This window comes from Streptomyces nanshensis, from assembly GCF_001751255.1.
Taxonomy (GTDB): domain Bacteria; phylum Actinomycetota; class Actinomycetes; order Streptomycetales; family Streptomycetaceae; genus Streptomyces; species Streptomyces nanshensis_A.
The window spans coordinates 5623-25536 of sequence record NZ_LJGW01000181.1 but is presented as its reverse complement, the minus strand read 5'-3'; the positions used below and the strand labels follow the sequence as shown (position 1 = coordinate 25536).

Here is a 19914-nt window from a genome sequence, read left to right as displayed (position 1 = left end):
CGGCGCACCCCGGCAACGCCGCCGTCCCCGAGTCCCGCGCCGTCCCCGAGTCCCGCGCCGCCGCCGTCCCCGGCGGTGCGCGCCTCACCAACGAGCCGATGCGCTCCGGCCGGGCACGCCGCCGGTACGGGGCCGCGATCCGCGGCTGGCTCCAGCGGAAGCTTCCGGCGCACATGGTGCCGTCCGCGGTGGTGCCCGTCGACGACTTCCCGCTGACCGCCAACGGCAAGCTGGACAAGCGCGCCCTGGCCGCACGGCACGCCGCCCCGGACGGTACGGGGACGGGCACGGGCATCGGAACCGGAACCGGAACCGGAACCGGGATTGAGGACGAGGCCGCCGTGGTCCGGATCGTCGCCGACGTCCTCGGCGTCCCGGGCGTCTCGGCCGCGGAGACGTTCCTGGACGCCGGGGGCGACTCGCTGTCCGCCGCACGCGTCGTCAACCGGCTGCGTACGGACCTCGACGCCGACGTCTCCGTACGCTCCCTCATCGAGCCGCGCCCACTGGCCGAAGTCGCCGCACTGGTGCGCACGGCGCCGGGCGCCCGGCCGCGCATCACCCCGGACCCCGCACCGGAGACCGGGCAGTCCCGCCACCCGCTGTCGGCGGCGCAGCGCAATCTGTGGTTCAACGAGCGTGTCGTGGGCTCCACTTCGGCGTACAACGTCCCGGTGTGCTTCGACCTGTCCGCCGGGGCGGACACCGGCCGTCTCGCCGCCGCCTTCCGGCGCGTGGTGTCCGAGACGGACGTGCTGCGCAGCAGGTACGTGACGGACGACGCCGGCGCCCCGGCCCGTGAGACGCTGCCCGCGGGCGAGGTCTTCCCCGGCGTCGTGGACGAACTCACGGTGCCCGCCGGGGAGTCGCTCGACGACGTCACCGCACGCGAGGCGGCGCGCCCCTTCCGGCTGGAGGAGGACGGCCCGGCCCGGCTCGTCCTCCTCCGGCATGGCGAGGGCGTCCGCGCCCTGTCGCTGTTCCACCACATCGCCGTCGACGGCTGGTCCGTCAGGCCGCTCCTCGACCGTCTCGCCGAGTGCTACGCCGCCGCTTCCGCGCCCGGGACCGTGGCGGCCAACGCGCCACAGCCCGGCCTGCCGCCCGGACCGCGCTACTCCGACTACGTGCGCTGGCAGGACGAGCTGCTGGGCACCGAGGAGCGGCCCACGCCGCTGCGCAGCGCACAGACGCGCTACTGGCGCGAGCAACTCGCGGGTCTCGCGCCCCTGTTGTCGCTGCCCATCGACCATCCCCGCCCGCCCGTCTTCGACGGCCGCGGCGCCCGGCACCGCTTCACCATCGGCGACGAGACCGTACGGCGCATCCGGCGGGTGGCCCGCGAACAGGACTGCACCGTCTTCATGGTGGTGCAGACCGTGCTGGGCGTGCTGCTGTCGCGGATGAGCGGCGTCACCGACGTGCCCGTGGGCGTCGCGGTCTCCGGGCGGGACGATCCGTCGTTGCAGCGCGCCGTGGGCAGCTTCGCGAACACGGTCGTGCTCCGCTTCGACCTGTCGGGCGATCCCGCCTTCACCGAGCTGCTCGCGCGTGTGACGGACGTCAGCCTGCGCGCGTACCAGAACCAGGACCTGCCGTTCGACGCGGTGGTGGGCGCCCTGAATCCCGACCGCTCGCTCAGCCACCACCCCGTCTACCAGGTGCTGTCCACCTTCCAGGACGCCGCCGCGGAACGGCTGGAGCTGCCGGGAGCCGAGGCGGACTGGGTGCCCGTGGACCCGGGCGGTGCCCGGTTCGACCTCACCTTCGACTTCACGCCGCGGCGCGGCGCGGACGAGGCCGGCGGCGCGGGCGGCGAGGAGATCGCCGTGGCCGTGGAGTATCCCCTCGCGCTGTTCGAGCCGGAGACCGTACGAGCCGTGGGGGAGCGGTTCCTGCTCGTCCTGGACGCCCTGCTGAGCGCGCCGGGCCGGGGGGTCTTCGACTGCGACGTGCTGCTGCCGGAGGAGCGGGCGACGTACGCCGCCGTCTCCGGCGCGTACGCGGACGGGGCCCACCGGACAGGCGGAGCAGGTGAGTCGGCCGGGACACCGGAGGTCCGGGCGGAGACCGGGGCGCCGGAGAGGACCGGTGAGTCGGCCCGGGAGGCGGGCGGGCAACCCGGGGAGACCGGGCAACCCGGGGAGACCGGGGACGCGCCGGAGACCGTCCTCGTGCGGTTCCGCCGCCGGGCGCTGGCCGCACCGGACCGTACGGCCGTCGCGACGGACACCGCATCGCTGACGTACGGCGAGCTGCTGGAGCGTGCCACCGCGATCGGCGCGCGTCTGACGGCCTCCGGCATCGGCCCCGGCGATCTCGTGGGGCTGCTGCTGAAGCGGTCGCCCGACCTGCCCGCGGCGATGCTCGGCGTCATGGCGGCCGGCGCGGCGTATCTGCCGCTCGACCCCGCCAACCCACCGGGCCGTCTCACGCAGATCCTGCGGACGGCGCAGCCGTGCCTGGTGCTGGCCGACACGGCGCGGGAGGTGCTGCCCGAGTCGGTGGCGGGACTGGTCACCGGCCTCCACGACGAGGAGTTCACCGGGCCCTCGGCCCCGATGCCCGCTGCCAGGACGACCGCTGCCGCGACGCCCTCCGCCGAACGGCCGCCCGCGGACCCCGGCCCGGACTCCCTCGCGTACGTCATCTACACCTCGGGCTCGACGGGCGCCCCCAAGGGCGTGGAGATCACGCACCGTTCGCTGTCCGCGTTCCTCTCCGGCATGGGCGGACTCCTCGGCACGGGCGAGGACGACGTCTTCCTCGGCACGACGTCGGCGGCGTTCGACCCGTCCCTGGTGGAGCTGCTGCTGCCGCTGCTGCACGGCGCCCACGTCGCGCTGCTGCCCTCCGGGGTGGCGGGCACCCCCGACGTCCTCGGCGCCGCGGCCGAACGCCGGGCGCCCACGGTGCTACAGGGCACGCCGACGATGTGGCGGGCGCTGCGCGAGTACGGCTGGACGCCGCCGTCCCGCCGCATGACGCTGCTGTGCGGGGGCGAGGCGATGACCGAGGACCTCGCGCGCTATCTGGCCGGTACGGGCGCGAACGCCTGGAACGTCTACGGGCCGACCGAGACCACCGTATGGGCCACCGCGTACCGGCTGGAGCCCGGCGGGCGTACGGAACTCGGCCGTGCGCTTCCGTACGCCGGACTGCACGTCCTGGACCGGCACTTGCGTCCCGTGCCGCCCGGGACGGCGGGAGAGCTGTACATCTCCGGCACGGGGCTGGCCCGCGGATACCGCAACCGCCCTGACCTGACCGCGTCCCGCTATGTCGCCGCGCCGCACGGCGCCCCCGGCGACCGGCTGTACCGCACCGGCGACCTGGTGACGTGGTCCCGCGACGGCGGTCTGAGCTTCCTCGGCCGCAACGACGACCAGGTCAAGCTGCGCGGCCACCGCATCGAGCTGGGCGAGGTGCGTGCCCGCCTCGTCGCGCACGAGGGCGTCGAGGCCGGTGAGGTGGTGGTCAAGGAGACCCCGTCCGGCGGCCGGGTCCTCGTGGCGTACGCCGTGCCCGGCACGGAGCGCCTGACCGAGTCCGACATCAAGGCGCATCTGCGGACGGCGCTGCCGGAGTACATGGTGCCCGCCGCCGTGGTCCTCCTCGACGCGCTGCCGCGTACGCCCAACGGCAAGGTGGACCGGGCGGCCCTTCCGTTCGACACCGCGGCGGAGCCGGTAAGGGCGCGGCCCGCCACCGGCGACGAGGCGGCACTGGCCGAGGTGATGCGCGACGTGCTCGGCGGCCTCGACGTCGGCGTGACCGACGACTTCTTCGACGCGGGCGGCAACAGCGTCTCGGCGGTGCGCCTGTGCGCGCTGGCGGGGCGGCGCGGCTACGCGTGCGCGCCCGCCGACGTCTTCGCGGGCCGTACGGTGCGGGGCATCCTCGCCGCGCTCGCGGAACGCGACGGCGCGGAGCGGTCACCGCAACAGGCGGGCCGCGCGCTGGAGTTCCATCCGGGCGCCTCCCGGCCGGTGCTGTGCTTCTATCCGAAGGAAGGCGTCGGCTGGCACTTCGCCAACCTGGCCCGTGCGCTGGGCGAGCGGGTCTCCGTGCTCGCGTTCCAGTCGCCGCTGCTCTCGGACGGGTCGCCGGTGTCAGAAGGGCCGGGCGCGCCGGCCGGGGCGGACGGAACGGACGTTGCGCCACAGGCCGTACGGGACGCGGCGGCCCTCGCGAGCGTCGAGGAGATCGCGGCCGCGCATGCGGCGGAGGTGCTGGCTCGCGGCCACGAGGGACCGCACCATCTGGTGGGCTGGTCCTTCGGGGCGCTGCTGGCGTACGAGGCCGCACGGCTGCTGACCGGGCACGGCCACCGCGTCGCCTCGCTCACCGTGCTCGACATCGCGCCCTTCGACGGCGAGGTCCCGGAGTGGCCGCCGAGGCTGCGCGAGTCCCTCACCGCGGCAGGCGGCGCGCACTCGGCCTCCCCGCCGGAGCCGGTACCGGGGTCTCAGCCGTGGTCCCAGCCGGAGTCGGTCCTGGAACCGGCGGCCCGCGTCCACGAGGTCATGGCCGAGCGCTACCGGCCCCGTCCCTTGGCCTTCCCGCCGTCGACGGCGCTCACTTACGTCTCCTCCCGGGACACCGCCGACCCGGCGGCGGACGCCCGTGCATGGCACCGGCTCACCGGGACCGAGCCGCGGACCGTCCGGCTGGACGCCGCGCACCACGAAATGCTGCGGCCGGAATCCGCCGCCGCCCTCGCCTCCGTCGTGCACCCTCACCTGGTGACCACGACGGACGAACCGAGTCCGACGCACACCGCCGAACAGGAGGACCGCTGATGGCGAACCCCTTCGACGACGAGTCCGCCCCCTTCACCGTCCTGCGCAACGCCAGAGGCCAGTTCTCCCTCTGGCCCGCCGCGTTCGAGGTGCCGGAGGGCTGGGAGAGCGTCTTCGGCCCGGCCGCCCGGACCGAGTGCGACGCGTACGTCACCGAGACGTGGACGGAACTCTCGCGTGCGTGAGTCTCCCGCGGCCGGCCGTTCGTCCGCGACGGGCGCCCGCCGCGACGAACTGGCCGTCGGCCCGCTGCTGCTCGGCGCGCTCCTCGCCCCGATCGACTACTTCGTCGTGAATCTGGCGCTGCCCGCCATCCGGGCCGAACTGTCGGCGAGCGGCGGCCTGTTGCCGTTCGTCATCTCCGCCTACGCCACCGCGTACGCGGTCGGGCTGATCCCGGGGGGACGCCTGGGGGACCGGTTCGGCCGCAAGCGCCTCTTCACGGCGGGCCTGGCGAGCTTCGTCGGCGCCTCGGCGGTGTGCGGCCTGGCGACGGACGTGTACGTCCTCATCGCCGGGCGGTTCCTCCAGGGGCTCGCCGCGTCGATGCTCTCCCCGCAGGTGCTCGCCACGTTCCGGGCTGTGCTGCCCGAACGGCGCCAGACGCCCGTGATCGCGGCGTACGGCTTCGTGTTCGGGCTGGGAGCCGTCATCGGGCAGGCGGGCGGCGGACTGCTGCTCCAGAGCGACGTGTTCGGCCTCGGCTGGCGCGCGATCTTCTGGATCAACGTGCCGATCGGGCTGCTCGCGCTCGCCGGCGCCCGCGCGTGGATGCGGGAGAGCACCGGGGGGCGTACCGGGCCCGTCGACATCGCGGGTGTCGTGTGGCTGTGCGTGCTCGTCGGGCTGGTGCTCGTACCGCTGTCCGTGGGGCGCTCGGTGCACTGGCCGTGGTGGGCGTTCGCGTGCCTGGCCGCGGCGGCGCCGCTGGCGTGGTGGTTCGTACGGTTCCAGCGGCGCAGGACCGACGTGCGGCCGCTGCTGAACATCGAGCTGATCCGGCGGCCCGTGGTCTGGCGCGGGCTGCTGCTGGCGTTCTTCTTCTACACCGACAGCTTGTTCTTCATGGGCTTCGGCATCTACACGCAGGACGGCCTGGGCTGGAGTGCGTCGTCCGCGGCACTGCTGTTCCTGCCGTTCTCGGCGGGCTTCATCCTCGGTCCGCTGATCGTGCCGAGGCTGGTCGCGGTCGCGCGCGAACGTACCGTGCCCGTCGGCTTCACGGTGATCTCGGCGGGGTTCGCGCTTCAGGTCGCCGCGCTGCTGCGCAGCGAGGGGCCGGACGCGGTCCTCTTCGCCGGGCTGGTGGTCGCCGGGATCGGGCACGGCCTGGTGCTCTCGTCGCTGACGCGCGTGCTGATGATGGGCGTCGAGACCCGCTGGGCGGGCCAGATCTCCAGCCTGGTGATCTCCTCGATGCAGATCGGCTCGGCCTCGGGGGTCGCCGGGTTCGGCCCGGTGCTCTTCGCCGTGCTCGGCGACGGCACGGGAGCGCACGCCTACAGCATCGCGTTCGGCGTCTCCGAGGCGTGCCTGACCGCCGCACTGCTCGGGTGCCTCCTGCTGAGCTTCTCGCTGGCCCGCGAACTGCGCGTCGCGCACCCCGTACCTACGCGGCAGGAGCAGGAGCAGGAGGGGCGCGACCGGGAGGGGCCGCGCAGGAGCGGACGGGAGGTGGAAACCGGGGGAGTCGGCGGGTCCGGTGAGACCGGCGGGTCCGGCGGGTCACGCGCGGCCGGCCGGCCCAGCGAGCACAGCGAGCCGAGCCAGGGCACGGAGTCCAGGGAGGAGCAGGCAGATGTCTGACGGGTTGACGGTGGCCGTCATAGGCACGGGCCCCCGCGGGGTGTCCGTCGTCGAACGGCTCGTGACGAGGATCGGCGAGCGCGGACCCTCCGGACCGGTGACGGTCTACGCCGTCGACGCCTTCGAGGTCGGCTGCGGACGTACGTGGCGTACCGACCAGCCGGACGAACTGCTGATGGACAACTCCACCGACGAACTCACCGCGTTCTCCGGCCCGTCCGACGGCGGCCCGGCACGTCCGGGCCACGGGCCGACGTTCGCGGAGTGGTACCGCGCGTCCGGCCACACCGCGGGCGTCGTCGTCGGGGACGCGGTCTACGCCCCGCGTCGCGCCTACGGCGAGTACCTCACCTACGTCTTCACCTCCGTCGTGCGCCACGCCCCCGAGGGGGTCACCGTGGTCCCGGTGCGCGATGAGGTGCTCGCCGTGACGAAGGACGAGCGCGGCGCGTACGTCCTCTCCCTCGGCAGCGGCGGCCGGCGCACCGCGGACCGGGTCGTCTTCGCCACGGGCCACGCCGACGTCGAGGACGGCTCCGCGTCCGGCGTCCCCGCCGAACTCGACGCGGCGGACGCGGACTTCCCCTTCCTGCGCGCCCGGCCGGCCGCCGAGGTGGACTTCGACCGGGTCCCCGCGGGCGCCACGGTCGGCGTGCTCGGCATGGGCCTCTCCTTCTACGACGTGCTCGCCTGTCTGACCCTCGGCCGTGGGGGCCGCTTCGTACGGGACGGCGGGGACGGCACGGACGGCGGGCTGCGCTATCTGCCGAGCGGGCGGGAACCACGCCGCATCGTCGCGGGGTCGCGCACCGGCGTTCCCATCCGCGTCCGCGGCGTGCACCAGCGGCTCGGGGTGCGCACGTACGATCCGGTGCTCTTCACCGAGTCGCGGGTGCGCAGCCTGCGGCGCCCGGGACACGGGGACTTCGCGAAGGACGTGCAGCCCTGGATCAGCGCCGAGGTCAACGTCGCCTACTTCCACGCCCTCATCGGCGCGGAACGCGGACCCGGGGCGGCCGAGTCCTTCCTCGGCCGTGTCCGCACGGCCCAACGGGAGACGGCGGACCCCGGACAGGCGGTTCTCGCGGCACGGGACGCGATGGGAATGTCCCGGCACGATCCGATAGACGTCGCGCACTGGGCGGAGCCCTTCGCGGGCGAGACGTTCCGCGGACCGGACGACTTCGAGCGCGCCCTGCGCCGGGTGGTCCGCGACGATCTCGCGCACGCCCGCAAGGGCAACATCGACGACCCCCTCAAGTCGGCGCTGGAGGTGCTGCGCGCCACCCGCAATCTCCAGCGTCTCGCCGTGGACTTCGGCGGGCTGTCCCCGGCGTCCCACCGCGCGTTCGTCGCGGGCCTCGCACAGCCGCTGTCCTTCCTGTCGGCGGGCACGCCGCTGGTCCGCGCGGAACAGTTCCTCGCGCTGCTCGACAGCGGGCACTTACGAGTAGCCGGTCCCGGCGTGCGGTGCTCGTGGGACGCGGCGAGCGGCCGGGCCGTCCTGACCTCTCCCCAGGTCGGCGGCGGGGGCACGGCGGTGGACGCGCTGATCGACGCCCGGCTGCCCAAGCCCGATCTGTACCGGGACCGCTCGCAGCTCACCAAGCAGCTCGTCAAGGACGGGATATGGACGAGCTACGTCAACTCGGCGGGCGGCGATGCGTTCGACACCGGGGGAGTGGCGGTGAGCGAGGCGCCCTACCACCCCGTCGACGCCTCGGGCCGCCCCGACGGGAACCTGTACGTCCTCGGGCTGCCGACCGAGCACGTCCGATGGTTCATGCAGGTCGGCGTCACGCCGCCCGGGTACGCGTGCCGGGGTCTGGGCGCCGACGCCGAGGCGGTCGTCGCGGATCTGCTCGCGGCGTGAAGCCCCCCGCGTACGGTCGCGGACCCGGCGCATGCCCCCGCCGGCCGTGGCCGCGCGTGCACCCCGTTCCCCGGAACGGCGGCCTCCGCCGCGGTGTGCCGGACTTGCGTCCCGCCCGCGGACAAGCCCGGATCCGGCCCGTACGACAGCTCCGGACGGGTGATCGATCTCGCACGGTCACCAGACCCGCCTTGCGGCAGGAACATTAGACTCGTCGGATCGGCACGGCTGGATCACGCTCGAAAGCAAGGAGGCACCGTGGATAAGGGGCCGCGCTCAGCGCGTCATCCCGGGTCGGGGGCGGTGGAGTTCCCCAAGGCTCAGCGCCGTGGCAGGTGGGATCTGCTGACCCGCATCGAGGGACCGCGTGACCTCGACCAGCTCTCACCCGAGCAGTTGGAACAGCTCGCGGGGGAGATCCGCTCGTACCTCGTCGACTCGGTCTCCAAGACCGGCGGGCACCTCGGCCCCAATCTGGGCGTCGTCGAGCTGACCATCGCCCTGCACCGCGTGTTCGACTCTCCCCGGGACCGCATCCTCTACGACACCGGGCACCAGTCCTACGTCCACAAACTGCTCACCGGCCGCCAGGACTTCACCCGGCTCAAGAGCAAGGGCGGCCTGTCCGGCTACCCTTCGCGCGCCGAGTCCGCGCACGACGTCATCGAGAACAGCCACGCCTCCACCGTCCTCGGCTGGGCCGACGGCCTCGCCAAGGCCAACGAACTGCGCCGCAGGGACGACCACGTCGTGGCCGTCATCGGCGACGGCGCCCTGACCGGCGGCATGGCCTGGGAGGCGCTGAACAACATCGCCGCCGCCAAGGACCGTCCGCTCGTCATCGTCGTCAACGACAACGAGCGCAGCTACGCCCCGACCATCGGCGGCCTCGCCAACCACCTCGCCACGCTCCGCACCACCGACGGCTACGAGCGCTTCCTCGCCCGCGGCAAGGAAGTCCTCAACCGCACGCCCGTCGTGGGCAAGCCGCTGTACGAGACGCTGCACGGCGCCAAGAAGGGCCTGAAGGACTTCATCGCCCCGCAGGGCATGTTCGAGGACCTGGGCCTGAAGTACGTCGGTCCCATCGACGGCCACGACGAGGCGGCCGTCGAGTCCGCGCTGCAGCGTGCCAAGCGCTTCGGCGGCCCGGTGCTCGTCCACTGCCTGACGGAGAAGGGCCGCGGCTACCAGCCGGCGCTGGAGGACGAGGCCGACCAGTTCCACCAGGTCGGCATCATCCACCCCGACACCGGCCTGCCCGTGAAGTCCTCGGGCGCGGACTGGACTTCGGTCTTCGGCGACGAGATGGTCAAGCTCGGCCACGAGCGCGAGGACATCGTCGCCATCACCGCCGCGATGATGCGCCCCGTCGGACTGCACGGTTTCGCCCAGGAGTTCCCCGAGCGCGTCTACGACGTCGGCATCGCCGAGCAGCACGCCGCCGTCTCCGCCGCCGGACTGGCCACGGGCGGGCTGCACCCCGTCTTCGCCGTCTACGCCACCTTCCTCAACCGGGCCTTCGACCAGCTTCTGATGGACGTCGCGCTGCACAAATGCGGCGTCACGTTCGTGCTCGACCGCGCCGGGGTCACCGGCTCCGACGGGCCCTCGCACAACGGCATGTGGGACATGTCCGTGCTGCAGTGCGTGCCGGGGCTGCGGCTGGCCGCGCCGCGCGACGCCGAGCAGGTGCGCGCGCAGTTGCGCGAGGCGGTGGAGGTGGACGACGCCCCGACCGTCGTCCGCTACTCCAAGGGCAAGGTCGGGCCGGCCGTTCCGGCCGTGGGCCGCGTCGGCAGGATGGACGTGCTGCGCCGGCCCGCGGAGACCCAGCGTCCCGACGTGCTGCTGGTCTCGGTGGGCGCGCTCGCGCCGATGTGTCTGGAGATCGCCGATCTCCTCGACAAGCAGGGCATTTCGACGACCGTCGTCGACCCGCGCTGGGTCAAGCCCGTCGACGAGGAGCTGGCGCCGCTCGCCGAGCAGCACCGCGTCGTGGTCACCGTCGAGGACAACGGCCGCTCCGGGGGCGTGGGTTCGGCGATCGCGCAGTCCCTGCGGGACGCGAACGTCGACGTCCCGCTGCGTGACTTCGGCATCCCCGAGCGCTTCCTCGACCACGGCTCCCGTGCCGATGTGATGGCCGAGATCGGGCTCACCGCGCCCGACGTCGCCCGTCAGGTCACGGGGCTCGTCGCGAGGCTCGACGGGCGGTACGAGACGCAGACCGCCGAGGCGGCACGCGACTGAGCGGTACGCGTCCCGTTGTCGTCGTACGGACGGGGACGGGACGCGCGCCGCGGGCGCCTTCGTACGGTGCCGGGGCCGGGCCCGGAGACCTCATGGATCCCCGGGCCCGGCCCTCGCGTAGGGGCCCGGCACCGCTGCGGCTAGCTTGATGTCATGCCGCTCTCGCGTACGACGCCGCCCGCCGCCGAGCGGGACGGCGATGGCGACGGCGACGGTGTGCGGCCGTCCGCCGGGGGAGCGGGCGGCACGGGTCTGCGCGGCTTCCGGCCCTCGCTGCTGCCCGTACTGGCGCTGCTGACGGTGCTCACACGGCTGCCGTCCTTCGCGCGGCCCCTGTGGAATCCGGACGAGGGCTATCTCGCCACGCAGGCACGGCAGTTGGCGGCCGGCGGCACCCTGTACGAGACGGTCGTGGACCGCAAGCCCCCGCTGCTGCCCTGGCTCTACCGCGCCGCGTTCGCGCTCTTCGGCGACCGCTCCCTGTGGCCGCTGAAGGCGGCCGCGGTGCTCGCCGTGCTGGCCGGGGCGGTGCTGCTCGCGTCGCTGGCCCGCCGCCGCTGGGGAGAGCGGGCGGGCTGGTACGCCGGGGTGTGCTACGTCCTCGCGTCGGTCGCGCTGGTGCCCGAGGACACACAGGCGGCGACGTTCGAGGTCTTCATGCTGCCCTGGACGGTGCTCGCCATGTGGTGCGCGGACCGCGGCCGTTGGGCGGCGGCGGGGGCGGCGGTCGCCGGGGCGGTGCTCACGAAGCAGACGGGCGGCGCGGTGCTGCTGCCGGTGCTCTGGCTGCTGTGGTCCACGCGCGCCGGCTGGTGGCCGCTGGCGCGGGTGACGGCCGCCGCCGTGCTGCCGGTCGCTGCGTGCGCGCTGCTGTACGGGCCCGCGCGCTTCGCCTTCTGGATGGCCACCGGCTCCGGCAGCTATATCTCCGCGGACGGCTCGCTGGCGTACGCACTGGGCCGCGCCGCCGCCAACTCCGGCCTGTTCGCGGCCGGTTGTCTGCCGATGGTGCTCGCGTTCGCGTATGCCGTACGTTCCGGGCGCGCCCTGCCGCGTACCGCCGACGTATGGGTGTGGCTGGCGGCCTCGGCGGCGGCGGTCACCGTGGGCCTTCAGTTCTTCGGCCACTACTTCCTCCAACTGACGCCCGCCGTCGCCCTGTTGGCCGCCGTGGCCCTGCGGCGTCTGGCGGCACGCCGCGCGGTCGCCGTACTGACCGCACAGGCCGTGCTCGCCGCCGGCTTCCTCACCTGGGCGCTGCTGCTCTTCCCCCGCGCCGAACTCGCCCACCAGCAGCGGCTGTCGGCCGAGATCCGCTCCCGTACGTCCCCGTCCCAGCGGGTGCTGCTGTGGGGCATGCACCCCGAGACGTACTGGCTGGCCGGCCGCGCCCCCGCCTCCCGCTATCTCACGGCGGGCTTCCTCACCAACTTCAGCGGCGGCCGCGGCACGGCCCGTGTGGGCGAGCGCTATGCCATGCCGGGCGCCTGGCCCTGCCTCCGGCGTGAACTGCGGGCGCACGCACCGGAGTTGATCGTGGACGACGCGCGGGGCAAGCCGTACGGGCTGCCGCGCACGCCGACGCTGCGCGCGTACGTCGCCCGTCACTACGAGCGGGTGGCCACGCTGGACGGCACGGTGCTGTACGCGCGCACGGGACGCCCGGCGGACGGCTGACACCCGCGCCGCCACGGTCACACCCGGAGCCGTCGCCGGTGCGCGGGTCCCCAACCGGCGCCCGGCCGGGGTCAGTTCGGCTCCTCGCGCTGCCGCGGGGCACTGCCGCACGGCGAACGCAGCGCTCCGAACGCCTCGTCGACGAGCGCCGGCAGATGCCCGGCGCCCTCGCCCTCCACCCACACCGTGAGCGCGGTGGTCACCGCGGCCAGTGAGGCGGCAGCCAGGACGCGGATGCGGAACGGGTCCTCGGCGGGCCGCCGTTCCGTCAGGGCGCCGGCGAAGAGCTTCTCGGTGGCGTGCTGGTCCCGCCACTGCCGCGCACGGAGCGCCGGGGTGGTCAGCACCAGCCGCGTCCGTACGAACAGGGCGTCCCGGTCCGCCTCGTAGACGCGCGCGAGACCCTCGTCCAGCGCCCGGTGGAGCGCCGTCAACGCGTCCTCCTCCGGCGGCCGTTCGGCGATGAGCCCGGCGATCATCGGGTCGTAGCCGTCCGAGACGACGACGGCCTCCTTCGTGGGGAAGTACCGGAAGAAGGTCATATGGGAGACCCCGGCCGCCGCGGCGATCTCCTCCACGGTGGTGCCGTCGTAGCCGTGGTCGAGGAAGAGCCGCAGCGCGTGCGCCTGGATGCTCCGGCGGGTCTGTGCCTTCTTGCGCTCCCGCAGTCCGCCGCGGGCCGGCGCGCCGCCGTCAGGCATCCTCGCGTCCCAGGGCGCTTGTGAGCCACGCGTCCAGCGCGGTCGCGGAGGTGCCGCGCCAGGCGAGATGGGCGTCGGGCCGGACGAGCATCGCGTGCGGCCCGGGGGAGCGGACCGGAGTGAGCGCGGCGACCACGTCAGCGCCGCCGAGCCGCCGCCGGGCGAGCGCGAGGCAGTCCGCCGCCCCGGCGGGAGGCGTCAACAGCGCCCAGCGGGCGCCGAGTTCGGCGTGCAGCCGGGTGCTGCGGCCGTCCTCCGCCGCGCAGTCCAGATCGGGCACCCGGTCTCCGGGCTGCGGGGCGCGGCCCGCGACGGTGCGCAGCGAACGGCGGGCGAGCGGGCCGCCGCGATAGCTGATCCTCAACTGCGAGGCCTGCTCCCAGATCAGCCGCTGCACCGCGGGGACGTTCATGAGGCGGACGAGGACGTGGTCGCGCAGCGCCCGTGCGGCTGCGCTCTGCCCGGTCACCACACGGGTCATGGCGGTGGTGGACTGCAACACCTCCTCCGCGAGGGGACGGCGCTCCGCCTGATAGGTCTCCAGAAGCCCTTCGTGCGCCCGCCCGGAGGCGACCAGCGCGAGCTTCCAGGCCAGGTTCTCCGCGTCGCCGAGGCCGGTGTTGAGACCCTGCCCGCCGAGCGGGCTGTGGATGTGGGCGGCGTCGCCGGCCAGCAGGATGCGGCCCGCGCGGTAGGCGGACGCCAGCCGCCGGTGGATCCGGAAGGTCGAGGTCCACAACGTCTCCTGGACGGGTACGGAGTCGAGCCCCGCCTCGTCCCGCAGCGTGGTGGTGAGCAGCTTCACCAGGTCCTCCGGACCGGGCTCGCCGCCGGTGTCCGTCTCCGCGTCCGCGTCCGAGGCGGCCGGTGCCATCACACGCCAGACGTTCCCGGGCAGGGGGAAGACCCCGCACAGCCGCTCGCCCCGCAGCCACACCGACGCGGCGTCCCGGGGGAGCGGCAACTCGGCCCGTACGTCCGCGAGATGGAAGCGTTCGATGACGGCGGCTCCGGGGAACCCGATCCCGGCGGCCCGGCGTACGCGGCTGTGCGCGCCGTCGCATCCCACGAGCCACCGCGTACGGATCGGCTCACCGGCGGCCTCGACCGTCACACCGTCCGCGTCCTGAGCGGCGCTCTCCAGGCCACGGTCCCACTCCACCTCGACGCCCGAGGTACGGAGCCGATGTCTGAGCCGGGACTCCACTTCGGCCTGGGAGATGAGCAGGCCCGGCCGGGTCACCAGTCTCGTGGGACGCCCGACCTTCAGCCGTGCCACCTGACGGCCGTCGACATGGGTGACGACCTGTCGGATGGGGATCGAGTTCTCGGGCAGATCCTCCAACGCGCCCAGACGGTCGAGGACTTCGGATCCTCTCGGTTGCAGTCCCAGCGCCCGTGAGGTCTCCGCCGGACCCCGGGCGCTGTCGAGGACCCGGACGCCGACTCCCGCGGCGCGCAGACCGCACGCCAGCGCCAGCCCCGTCGGCCCTGCCCCCGCGACCACCACGGTCTCGGCTGCCATGCCGGCCTCCACGGTCGGTGGTTCCTTCTGTTAGTGACTAACACTACGCCGCAGCGGAAGAGGCGGCGTCCCGGCGCCGGGCCTGGCGCCTCCGCATCGCGAAGTGCCGTGCGTACGCGGAGAGATCGGGCACACGCCAGAGGCTCCGCGCATGCGAAGGGTCCCCCGCCCACCCCGGCGAGGGACCCTCACACGCACCGCACCCGGCTCGGAGCCGGACGGTCACGCCGTCACGCGGCGCACCGTCCCGCCGTCACGCGGGAACGCTCGCCACGCCACGCTCCAGGAAGCGGCGCCCCGTGGCCCGTTCGCTGACGCCCTCGCGGTCCAGGTACGGGGTGATCCCGCCCAGATGGAAGGGCCAGCCCGCGCCCGTGATCAGGCACAGGTCGATGTCCTGCGCCTCGGCGACCACGCCCTCGTCGAGCATGAGGCGGATCTCCTGCGCGATGGCGTCCAGCGCCCGCTCGCGCACCTGCTCCTCCGTCAGCACCACGTCGCCGGTCTGGAAGAGCGCCTCGACCTCCGGGTCCAGCTCCGGCTTGCCGGAGTCGTGCACGTACAGGCCCCGCTTGCCCGCCTCGACGACGCGGCCCAGGTTCTCCGAGACGCCGAAGCGGTCGGGGAACGCGGCGTGCAGCGTGCCCGAGACATGGTGGGCGACGGCCGGACCGACCAGCTCCAGCAGCACGATCGGCGACATGGGCAGCCCCAGCGGCGCCAGCGCACGGTCGGCGACCTCGACGGGAGTGCCCTCGTCGATGGAGCGCAGCACCTCGCCGAGGAAGCGGGTCAGCACACGGTTGACGACGAAGGCGGGGGCGTCCTTGACCAGGACGGCCGTCTTCTTCAGCGACTTGGCGACGGAGAAGGCCGTGGCCAGCGACGCGTCGTCGGTGCGCTCCGCCCGTACGATCTCCAGCAGCGGCAGCACCGCCACCGGGTTGAAGAAGTGGAAGCCGACGACCCGTTCGGGGTGCTTGAGCTTCGAGGCCATCTCCGTGACCGACAGCGACGAGGTGTTGGTCGCGAGGATCGCGTGCTCCGGCACGGCCGCCTCGACCTCGGCGAAGATCTTCTGCTTGAGGCCCATCTCCTCGAAGACGGCCTCGATGACGAAGTCCGCGTCGCCGAACGCCGCGGCCTTGTCCAGGGATCCGGTGACCAGCGCCTTGAGCCGGTTCGCCTTGTCCTGGTTGACGCGGCCCTTCAGCAGCAGCTTGTCGATCTCCTCGTGGACGTACGCGACGCCCTTGTCCACGCGCTCCTGGTCGAGGTCGGTCAGCACGACCGGAACCTCCAGGCGGCGGGCGAAGAGCAGCGCGAGCTGCGAGGCCATCAGCCCGGCACCCACCACGCCGACCTTGGTGACGGGACGGGCAAGGGACTTGTCCGGTGCGCCCGCGGGCCGCTTGGCGCGCTTCTGCACCAGGTTGAACGCGTAGATGCCGCTGCGCAGTTCGCCGCCCATGATCAGGTCGGCCAGCGCCTCGTCCTCGGCGCCGAAGCCCGCGCCCAGGTCGCCGTCCTTGGCGGCGGAGACGATGTCGAGCGCGCGGTAGGCGGCCGGGGCCGCGCCGTGCACCTTGTCGTCGGCGAACTGCCGTCCGCGGGCGACGGCTTCGTCCCACGCCTCGCCGCGGTCGACGTCGGCCCGTACGACCTCGATCTCGCCCTTGAGGACGGACGCCGTCCAGCGCAGCGACTGCTCCAGGAAGTCCGCGCCCTCGAACAGGGCGTCGGCGATGCCCAGTTCGTAGACCTGCGGGCCCTTGAGCAGCTTGTTCTGGTTGAGGGAGTTCTCGACGATGACCGAGACCGCGCGCTCGGCGCCGATGAGGTTCGGCAGCAGCGCGCACCCGCCCCAGCCCGGCACCAGCCCGAGGAAGACCTCCGGCAGCCCGAAGGCCGGCGCGGCCTGCGAGACGGTGCGGTACGTGCAGTGCAGCCCGACCTCGACGCCGCCGCCCATCGCCGCGCCGTTGTAGTACGCGAAGCTCGGCACGCCCAGGCCCGACAGCCGCCGGAAGACCGCGTGCCCGCCCTGCCCGATGGCCAGCGCGTCCTCGCGGCGCTTGAGCAGTTCGACGCCCTTGAGGTCGGCGCCGACGGCGAAGATGAACGGCTTGCCCGTCAGCCCGACGCCGACGATCTCGCCCTCCTTCGCCTCCTTCTCGACCTGGTCGATCGCGGCGTTCAGATTCGCCAGCGACGCCGGCCCGAACGTCGTCGGCTTGGTGTGGTCGAAGCCGTTGTCCAGCGTGATGAGGGCGAACCGGCCCGCCCCGCCCGGCAGTTCGAGATGGCGTACGTGCGCCTGCGTGACGACCTCGTCCGGGAACAGCGCCGCGGCGCCCTTCAGCAACTCTGCGGTGTCGGTGCTCACTTGCCCGCCCCTTCGCTCCAGTGGGGGTTCTCCCAGATCACGGTGCCGCCCATGCCGAAGCCGACGCACATCGTCGTCAGCCCGTAGCGCACGTGCGGCTGCTCCTCGAACTGCCGCGCCAACTGCGTCATCAGCCGTACGCCGGAGGAGGCCAGCGGGTGCCCGTAGGCGATCGCGCCGCCGTACTGGTTGACGCGCGGGTCGTCGTCGGCGATGCCGTAGTGGTCGAGCAGCGCGAGCACCTGCACCGCGAAGGCCTCGTTGACCTCGAAGAGACCGATGTCGTCGATCGACAGCCCGGCCTTCTGCAGCGCCTTCTGCGTGGACGGCACGGGCCCGACGCCCATGACCTCCGGCTCGACACCGGCGAAGGCGTAGCTCACCAGCCGCATCCGCACCGGCAGATCCAGCTCACGGGCGAAGTCCTCGGCGGCGACGAGCGACGCCGTGGCGCCGTCGTTGAGCCCGGCGGCGTTGCCCGGCGTGACGCGGCCGTGCGCGCGGAAGGGCGTCTTCAGCCCGGCGAGGTTCTCCAGGGTGGTGCCCGGACGCATCGGCTCGTCCTGCGTCGCCAGGCCCCAACCGGTCTCCCCGGCTTCTTCGTCGGTACGGCGGATCGAGACCGGCACCAGGTCCTGCTGGATCTTGCCGTTGGCGTACGCCTTGGCGGCCTTCTCCTGGCTGCGCACCGCGTACTCGTCGGCGCGCTCCTTGGTCAGATGCGGGAAGCGGTCGTGCAGATTCTCCGCCGTCATGCCCATGAACAGGGCGGACTGGTCGACCAGTTTCTCCGAGACGAAGCGCGGATTGGGGTCGACGGCCTCGCCCATCGGGTGCCGGCCCATGTGCTCGACGCCGCCCGCGAGGACCACGTCGTACGCGCCGAAGGAGATGGAACCGGCGGTGCTCGTCACCGCCGTCATCGCGCCCGCGCACATGCGGTCGATCGAGTAGCCGGGAACGGTGTCGGGCAGACCGGCCAGGATCCCGGCGGTACGCCCGAGGGTCAGGCCCTGGTCGCCGATCTGCGTGGTGGCCGCGATCGCGACCTCGTCGATGCGCTCCGGCGGCAGGCCCGGGTTACGGCGCAGCAGCTCACGGATGCACTTCACGACCAGGTCGTCTGCCCTGGTCTCGTGATAGATGCCCTTGGGGCCCGCTTTGCCGAACGGTGTGCGGACGCCGTCGACGAAGACGACGTCCCTAGCGGTACGAGGCACTTTGGCTCTCCTCCAGGTGCGGTGCAGATACGCCGTACGGCGCGCTTCCCACCCGTCATGCTACCCGTGGGTAACTGAGGAGCAAGGCCGGTTCACGGGGAGGGGCACACGTCACACCACGGGCCCTGTCCGCGCCCGGCACGGACCGGCCCACGGGGTCTGCGAGGACTGCGAAAACGACGAGGTCTACGAGGTCTACGGGGACTACGAGGCCGACGAGGACGGGGCGGGCGTCGCCAGCGCCTCGATCAGCAGCGGCGCCGTCTGCTCGATCTGCCACTCGCGGGCACCGAGCGCGCGCAGCGCCGAGACGACCTCCGCCTCCGTGCGGACGGCGGGCGGCTGCCAGCACAGCCGGCGGACCGTGTCCGGCGTGAGCAGGTTCTCCTGCGGCATGGTCAGTTCCTCGGCGCGGGCCGTCACCGCGGCACGGGCGGCGGCGAGCCGGGCGGCGGCTGCCGGGTCCTTGTCGGCCCAGGAACGCGGCGGGGGCGGGCCGTTGGTCGCCTGGCTCTGCTGCGGAAGAGCCGACTCCGCCAGCGACTTGGCCCGGTCCACGGCGCTCTGCCACTGGTCGAGCTGCTTGCGTCCCATGCGGTGCCCGAAGCCCGGCAGCGCGGCCAGGGCGCGTGTGTCGGAGGGCAGCGCGAGCGCCGCCTCGACGATCGCCGCGTCCGAGAGGACCTTGCCCGGCGAGACGTCCCGCTTCTGCGCGATCCGGTCGCGGGCCGTCCACAGCTCCCGTACGACGGCCATCTGCCGGCGGCGGCGCACCTTGTGCATCCCGGACGTACGGCGCCAGGGATCCTTGCGGGGCGGAGCGGGCGGCGCGGTCGCGATCGCCTCGAACTCCTGCCGCGCCCAGGCGAGTTTGCCCTGCCGCTCCAGCTCCTCCTCCAGGGCGTCCCGCAGATCGATCAGCAACTCGACGTCCAGCGCCGCGTAGTGCAGCCACGGTTCGGGAAGCGGACGCGTGGACCAGTCGACGGCGGAGTGGCCCTTCTCCAGCGAGAAGCCGAGCAGATTCTCCACCATCGCGCCCAGGCCGACCCGTGCGTACCCGGCGAGACGTCCCGCCAGCTCGGTGTCGAAGAGCCGCGAGGGCACCATGCCTATCTCCCGCAGACACGGCAGATCCTGCGTGGCGGCGTGCAGCACCCACTCCGCGTCGGCGAGAACGGAACCCAGCCCGGACAGATCCGGGCATCCGACGGGGTCGACCAGCGCGCTGCCCGCGCCCTCGCGCCGGAGCTGTACGAGATACGCCCGCTGTCCGTAGCGGTATCCGGAAGCGCGCTCGGCGTCCACGGCGACCGGGCCCGTACCGGCGGCGAAGGAGGAGACGACCCGGGCCAGTTCCCCTTCGTCGGCCGTCACGGGTGGAACGCCCTCACGGGGTTCGAGCAGCGGGACCGGTGCCTGACCAGGGTCTTGGCCCTCGGCCGGGGCCTTATCCGGGTTTGCTGATGCGGTCTCTCGGGCGTCGGTCACCGGTCAAGGGTAGCGGCGGGAGGCGGGTGGTTGTCCGAATGTCCGGGCAGACCGTTGCCATCACCACCGGAATCGTCACGGCAGGTGCCGGGGGTGTCGGGCGGCGGCTGAGCGGGGACGCAGCGGCGGGGAGAGACCTGGAGGGTGCGAGGCGAAGGGCGCGGCGCCCGGCGCACACGC

The 19914-nt window shown here is 73.4% G+C and carries 11 protein-coding genes; 6 read left to right on the top strand and 5 right to left on the bottom strand.

Annotation, left to right across the window (positions count from 1 at the left end; all coding sequences use genetic code 11):
• The 6 genes from AN218_RS11050 to AN218_RS11025 all read left to right on the top strand — a co-directional run.
• Nucleotides 1-4802, top strand: a 4802-nt coding sequence (locus AN218_RS11050; protein WP_141747529.1) for a non-ribosomal peptide synthetase, incomplete at its 5' end; no start/stop codon positions are given.
• Nucleotides 4802-4987, top strand: coding sequence for an MbtH family protein (locus AN218_RS11045; RefSeq protein WP_070016620.1), 186 nt, complete (start codon nucleotides 4802-4804; stop codon nucleotides 4985-4987). The genes AN218_RS11050 and AN218_RS11045, both read left to right, overlap by 1 nt.
• A complete protein-coding gene (locus tag AN218_RS11040; protein ID WP_070016618.1) occupies nucleotides 4980-6608 on the top strand; it encodes an MFS transporter in 1629 nt (542 codons plus the stop codon). The genes AN218_RS11045 and AN218_RS11040 overlap by 8 nt, the downstream gene beginning before the upstream one ends.
• Entirely contained in the window at nucleotides 6601-8481 is a 1881-nt protein-coding gene (locus AN218_RS11035; protein ID WP_079132040.1) for an FAD/NAD(P)-binding protein, read from the top strand. The genes AN218_RS11040 and AN218_RS11035 overlap by 8 nt, the downstream gene beginning before the upstream one ends.
• A gap of 342 nt (nucleotides 8482-8823) precedes the next feature.
• Nucleotides 8824-10734, top strand: a complete 1911-nt coding sequence (gene dxs, locus AN218_RS11030) for a 1-deoxy-D-xylulose-5-phosphate synthase (protein ID WP_171908648.1) — start codon at nucleotides 8824-8826, stop codon at nucleotides 10732-10734.
• A 153-nt stretch (nucleotides 10735-10887) separates the two neighbouring features.
• Nucleotides 10888-12411, top strand: a complete 1524-nt coding sequence (locus tag AN218_RS11025) for a glycosyltransferase family 39 protein (RefSeq protein ID WP_079132037.1) — start codon at nucleotides 10888-10890, stop codon at nucleotides 12409-12411.
• Between the two features lie 71 nt (nucleotides 12412-12482).
• Here AN218_RS11025 and AN218_RS11020 read toward each other — a convergent pair whose 3' ends face one another.
• From AN218_RS11020 to AN218_RS11000, 5 genes are all read right to left on the bottom strand, one after another.
• On the bottom strand, nucleotides 12483-13112 hold the full coding sequence (locus tag AN218_RS11020; RefSeq protein ID WP_070016614.1) for a TetR family transcriptional regulator: 630 nt from the start codon (nucleotides 13110-13112) through the stop codon (nucleotides 12483-12485).
• Nucleotides 13105-14637: an FAD-dependent monooxygenase gene (locus AN218_RS11015; protein WP_070016622.1), complete on the bottom strand. Its 1533-nt coding sequence runs from the start codon at nucleotides 14635-14637 to the stop codon at nucleotides 13105-13107. The genes AN218_RS11020 and AN218_RS11015 overlap by 8 nt, the downstream gene beginning before the upstream one ends.
• 253 nt (nucleotides 14638-14890) lie before the next feature.
• A complete protein-coding gene (locus AN218_RS11010; RefSeq protein WP_070016613.1) occupies nucleotides 14891-17023 on the bottom strand; it encodes a 3-hydroxyacyl-CoA dehydrogenase NAD-binding domain-containing protein in 2133 nt (710 codons plus the stop codon).
• Nucleotides 17020-18243, bottom strand: a complete 1224-nt coding sequence (locus AN218_RS11005) for a thiolase family protein (protein ID WP_070016611.1) — start codon at nucleotides 18241-18243, stop codon at nucleotides 17020-17022. The genes AN218_RS11010 and AN218_RS11005 overlap by 4 nt, the downstream gene beginning before the upstream one ends.
• Nucleotides 18244-18447: 204 nt before the next feature.
• Nucleotides 18448-19734, bottom strand: a complete 1287-nt coding sequence (locus tag AN218_RS11000) for a ribonuclease D (RefSeq protein ID WP_079132036.1) — start codon at nucleotides 19732-19734, stop codon at nucleotides 18448-18450.
• Between the last annotated feature and the right edge of the window lie 180 nt (nucleotides 19735-19914).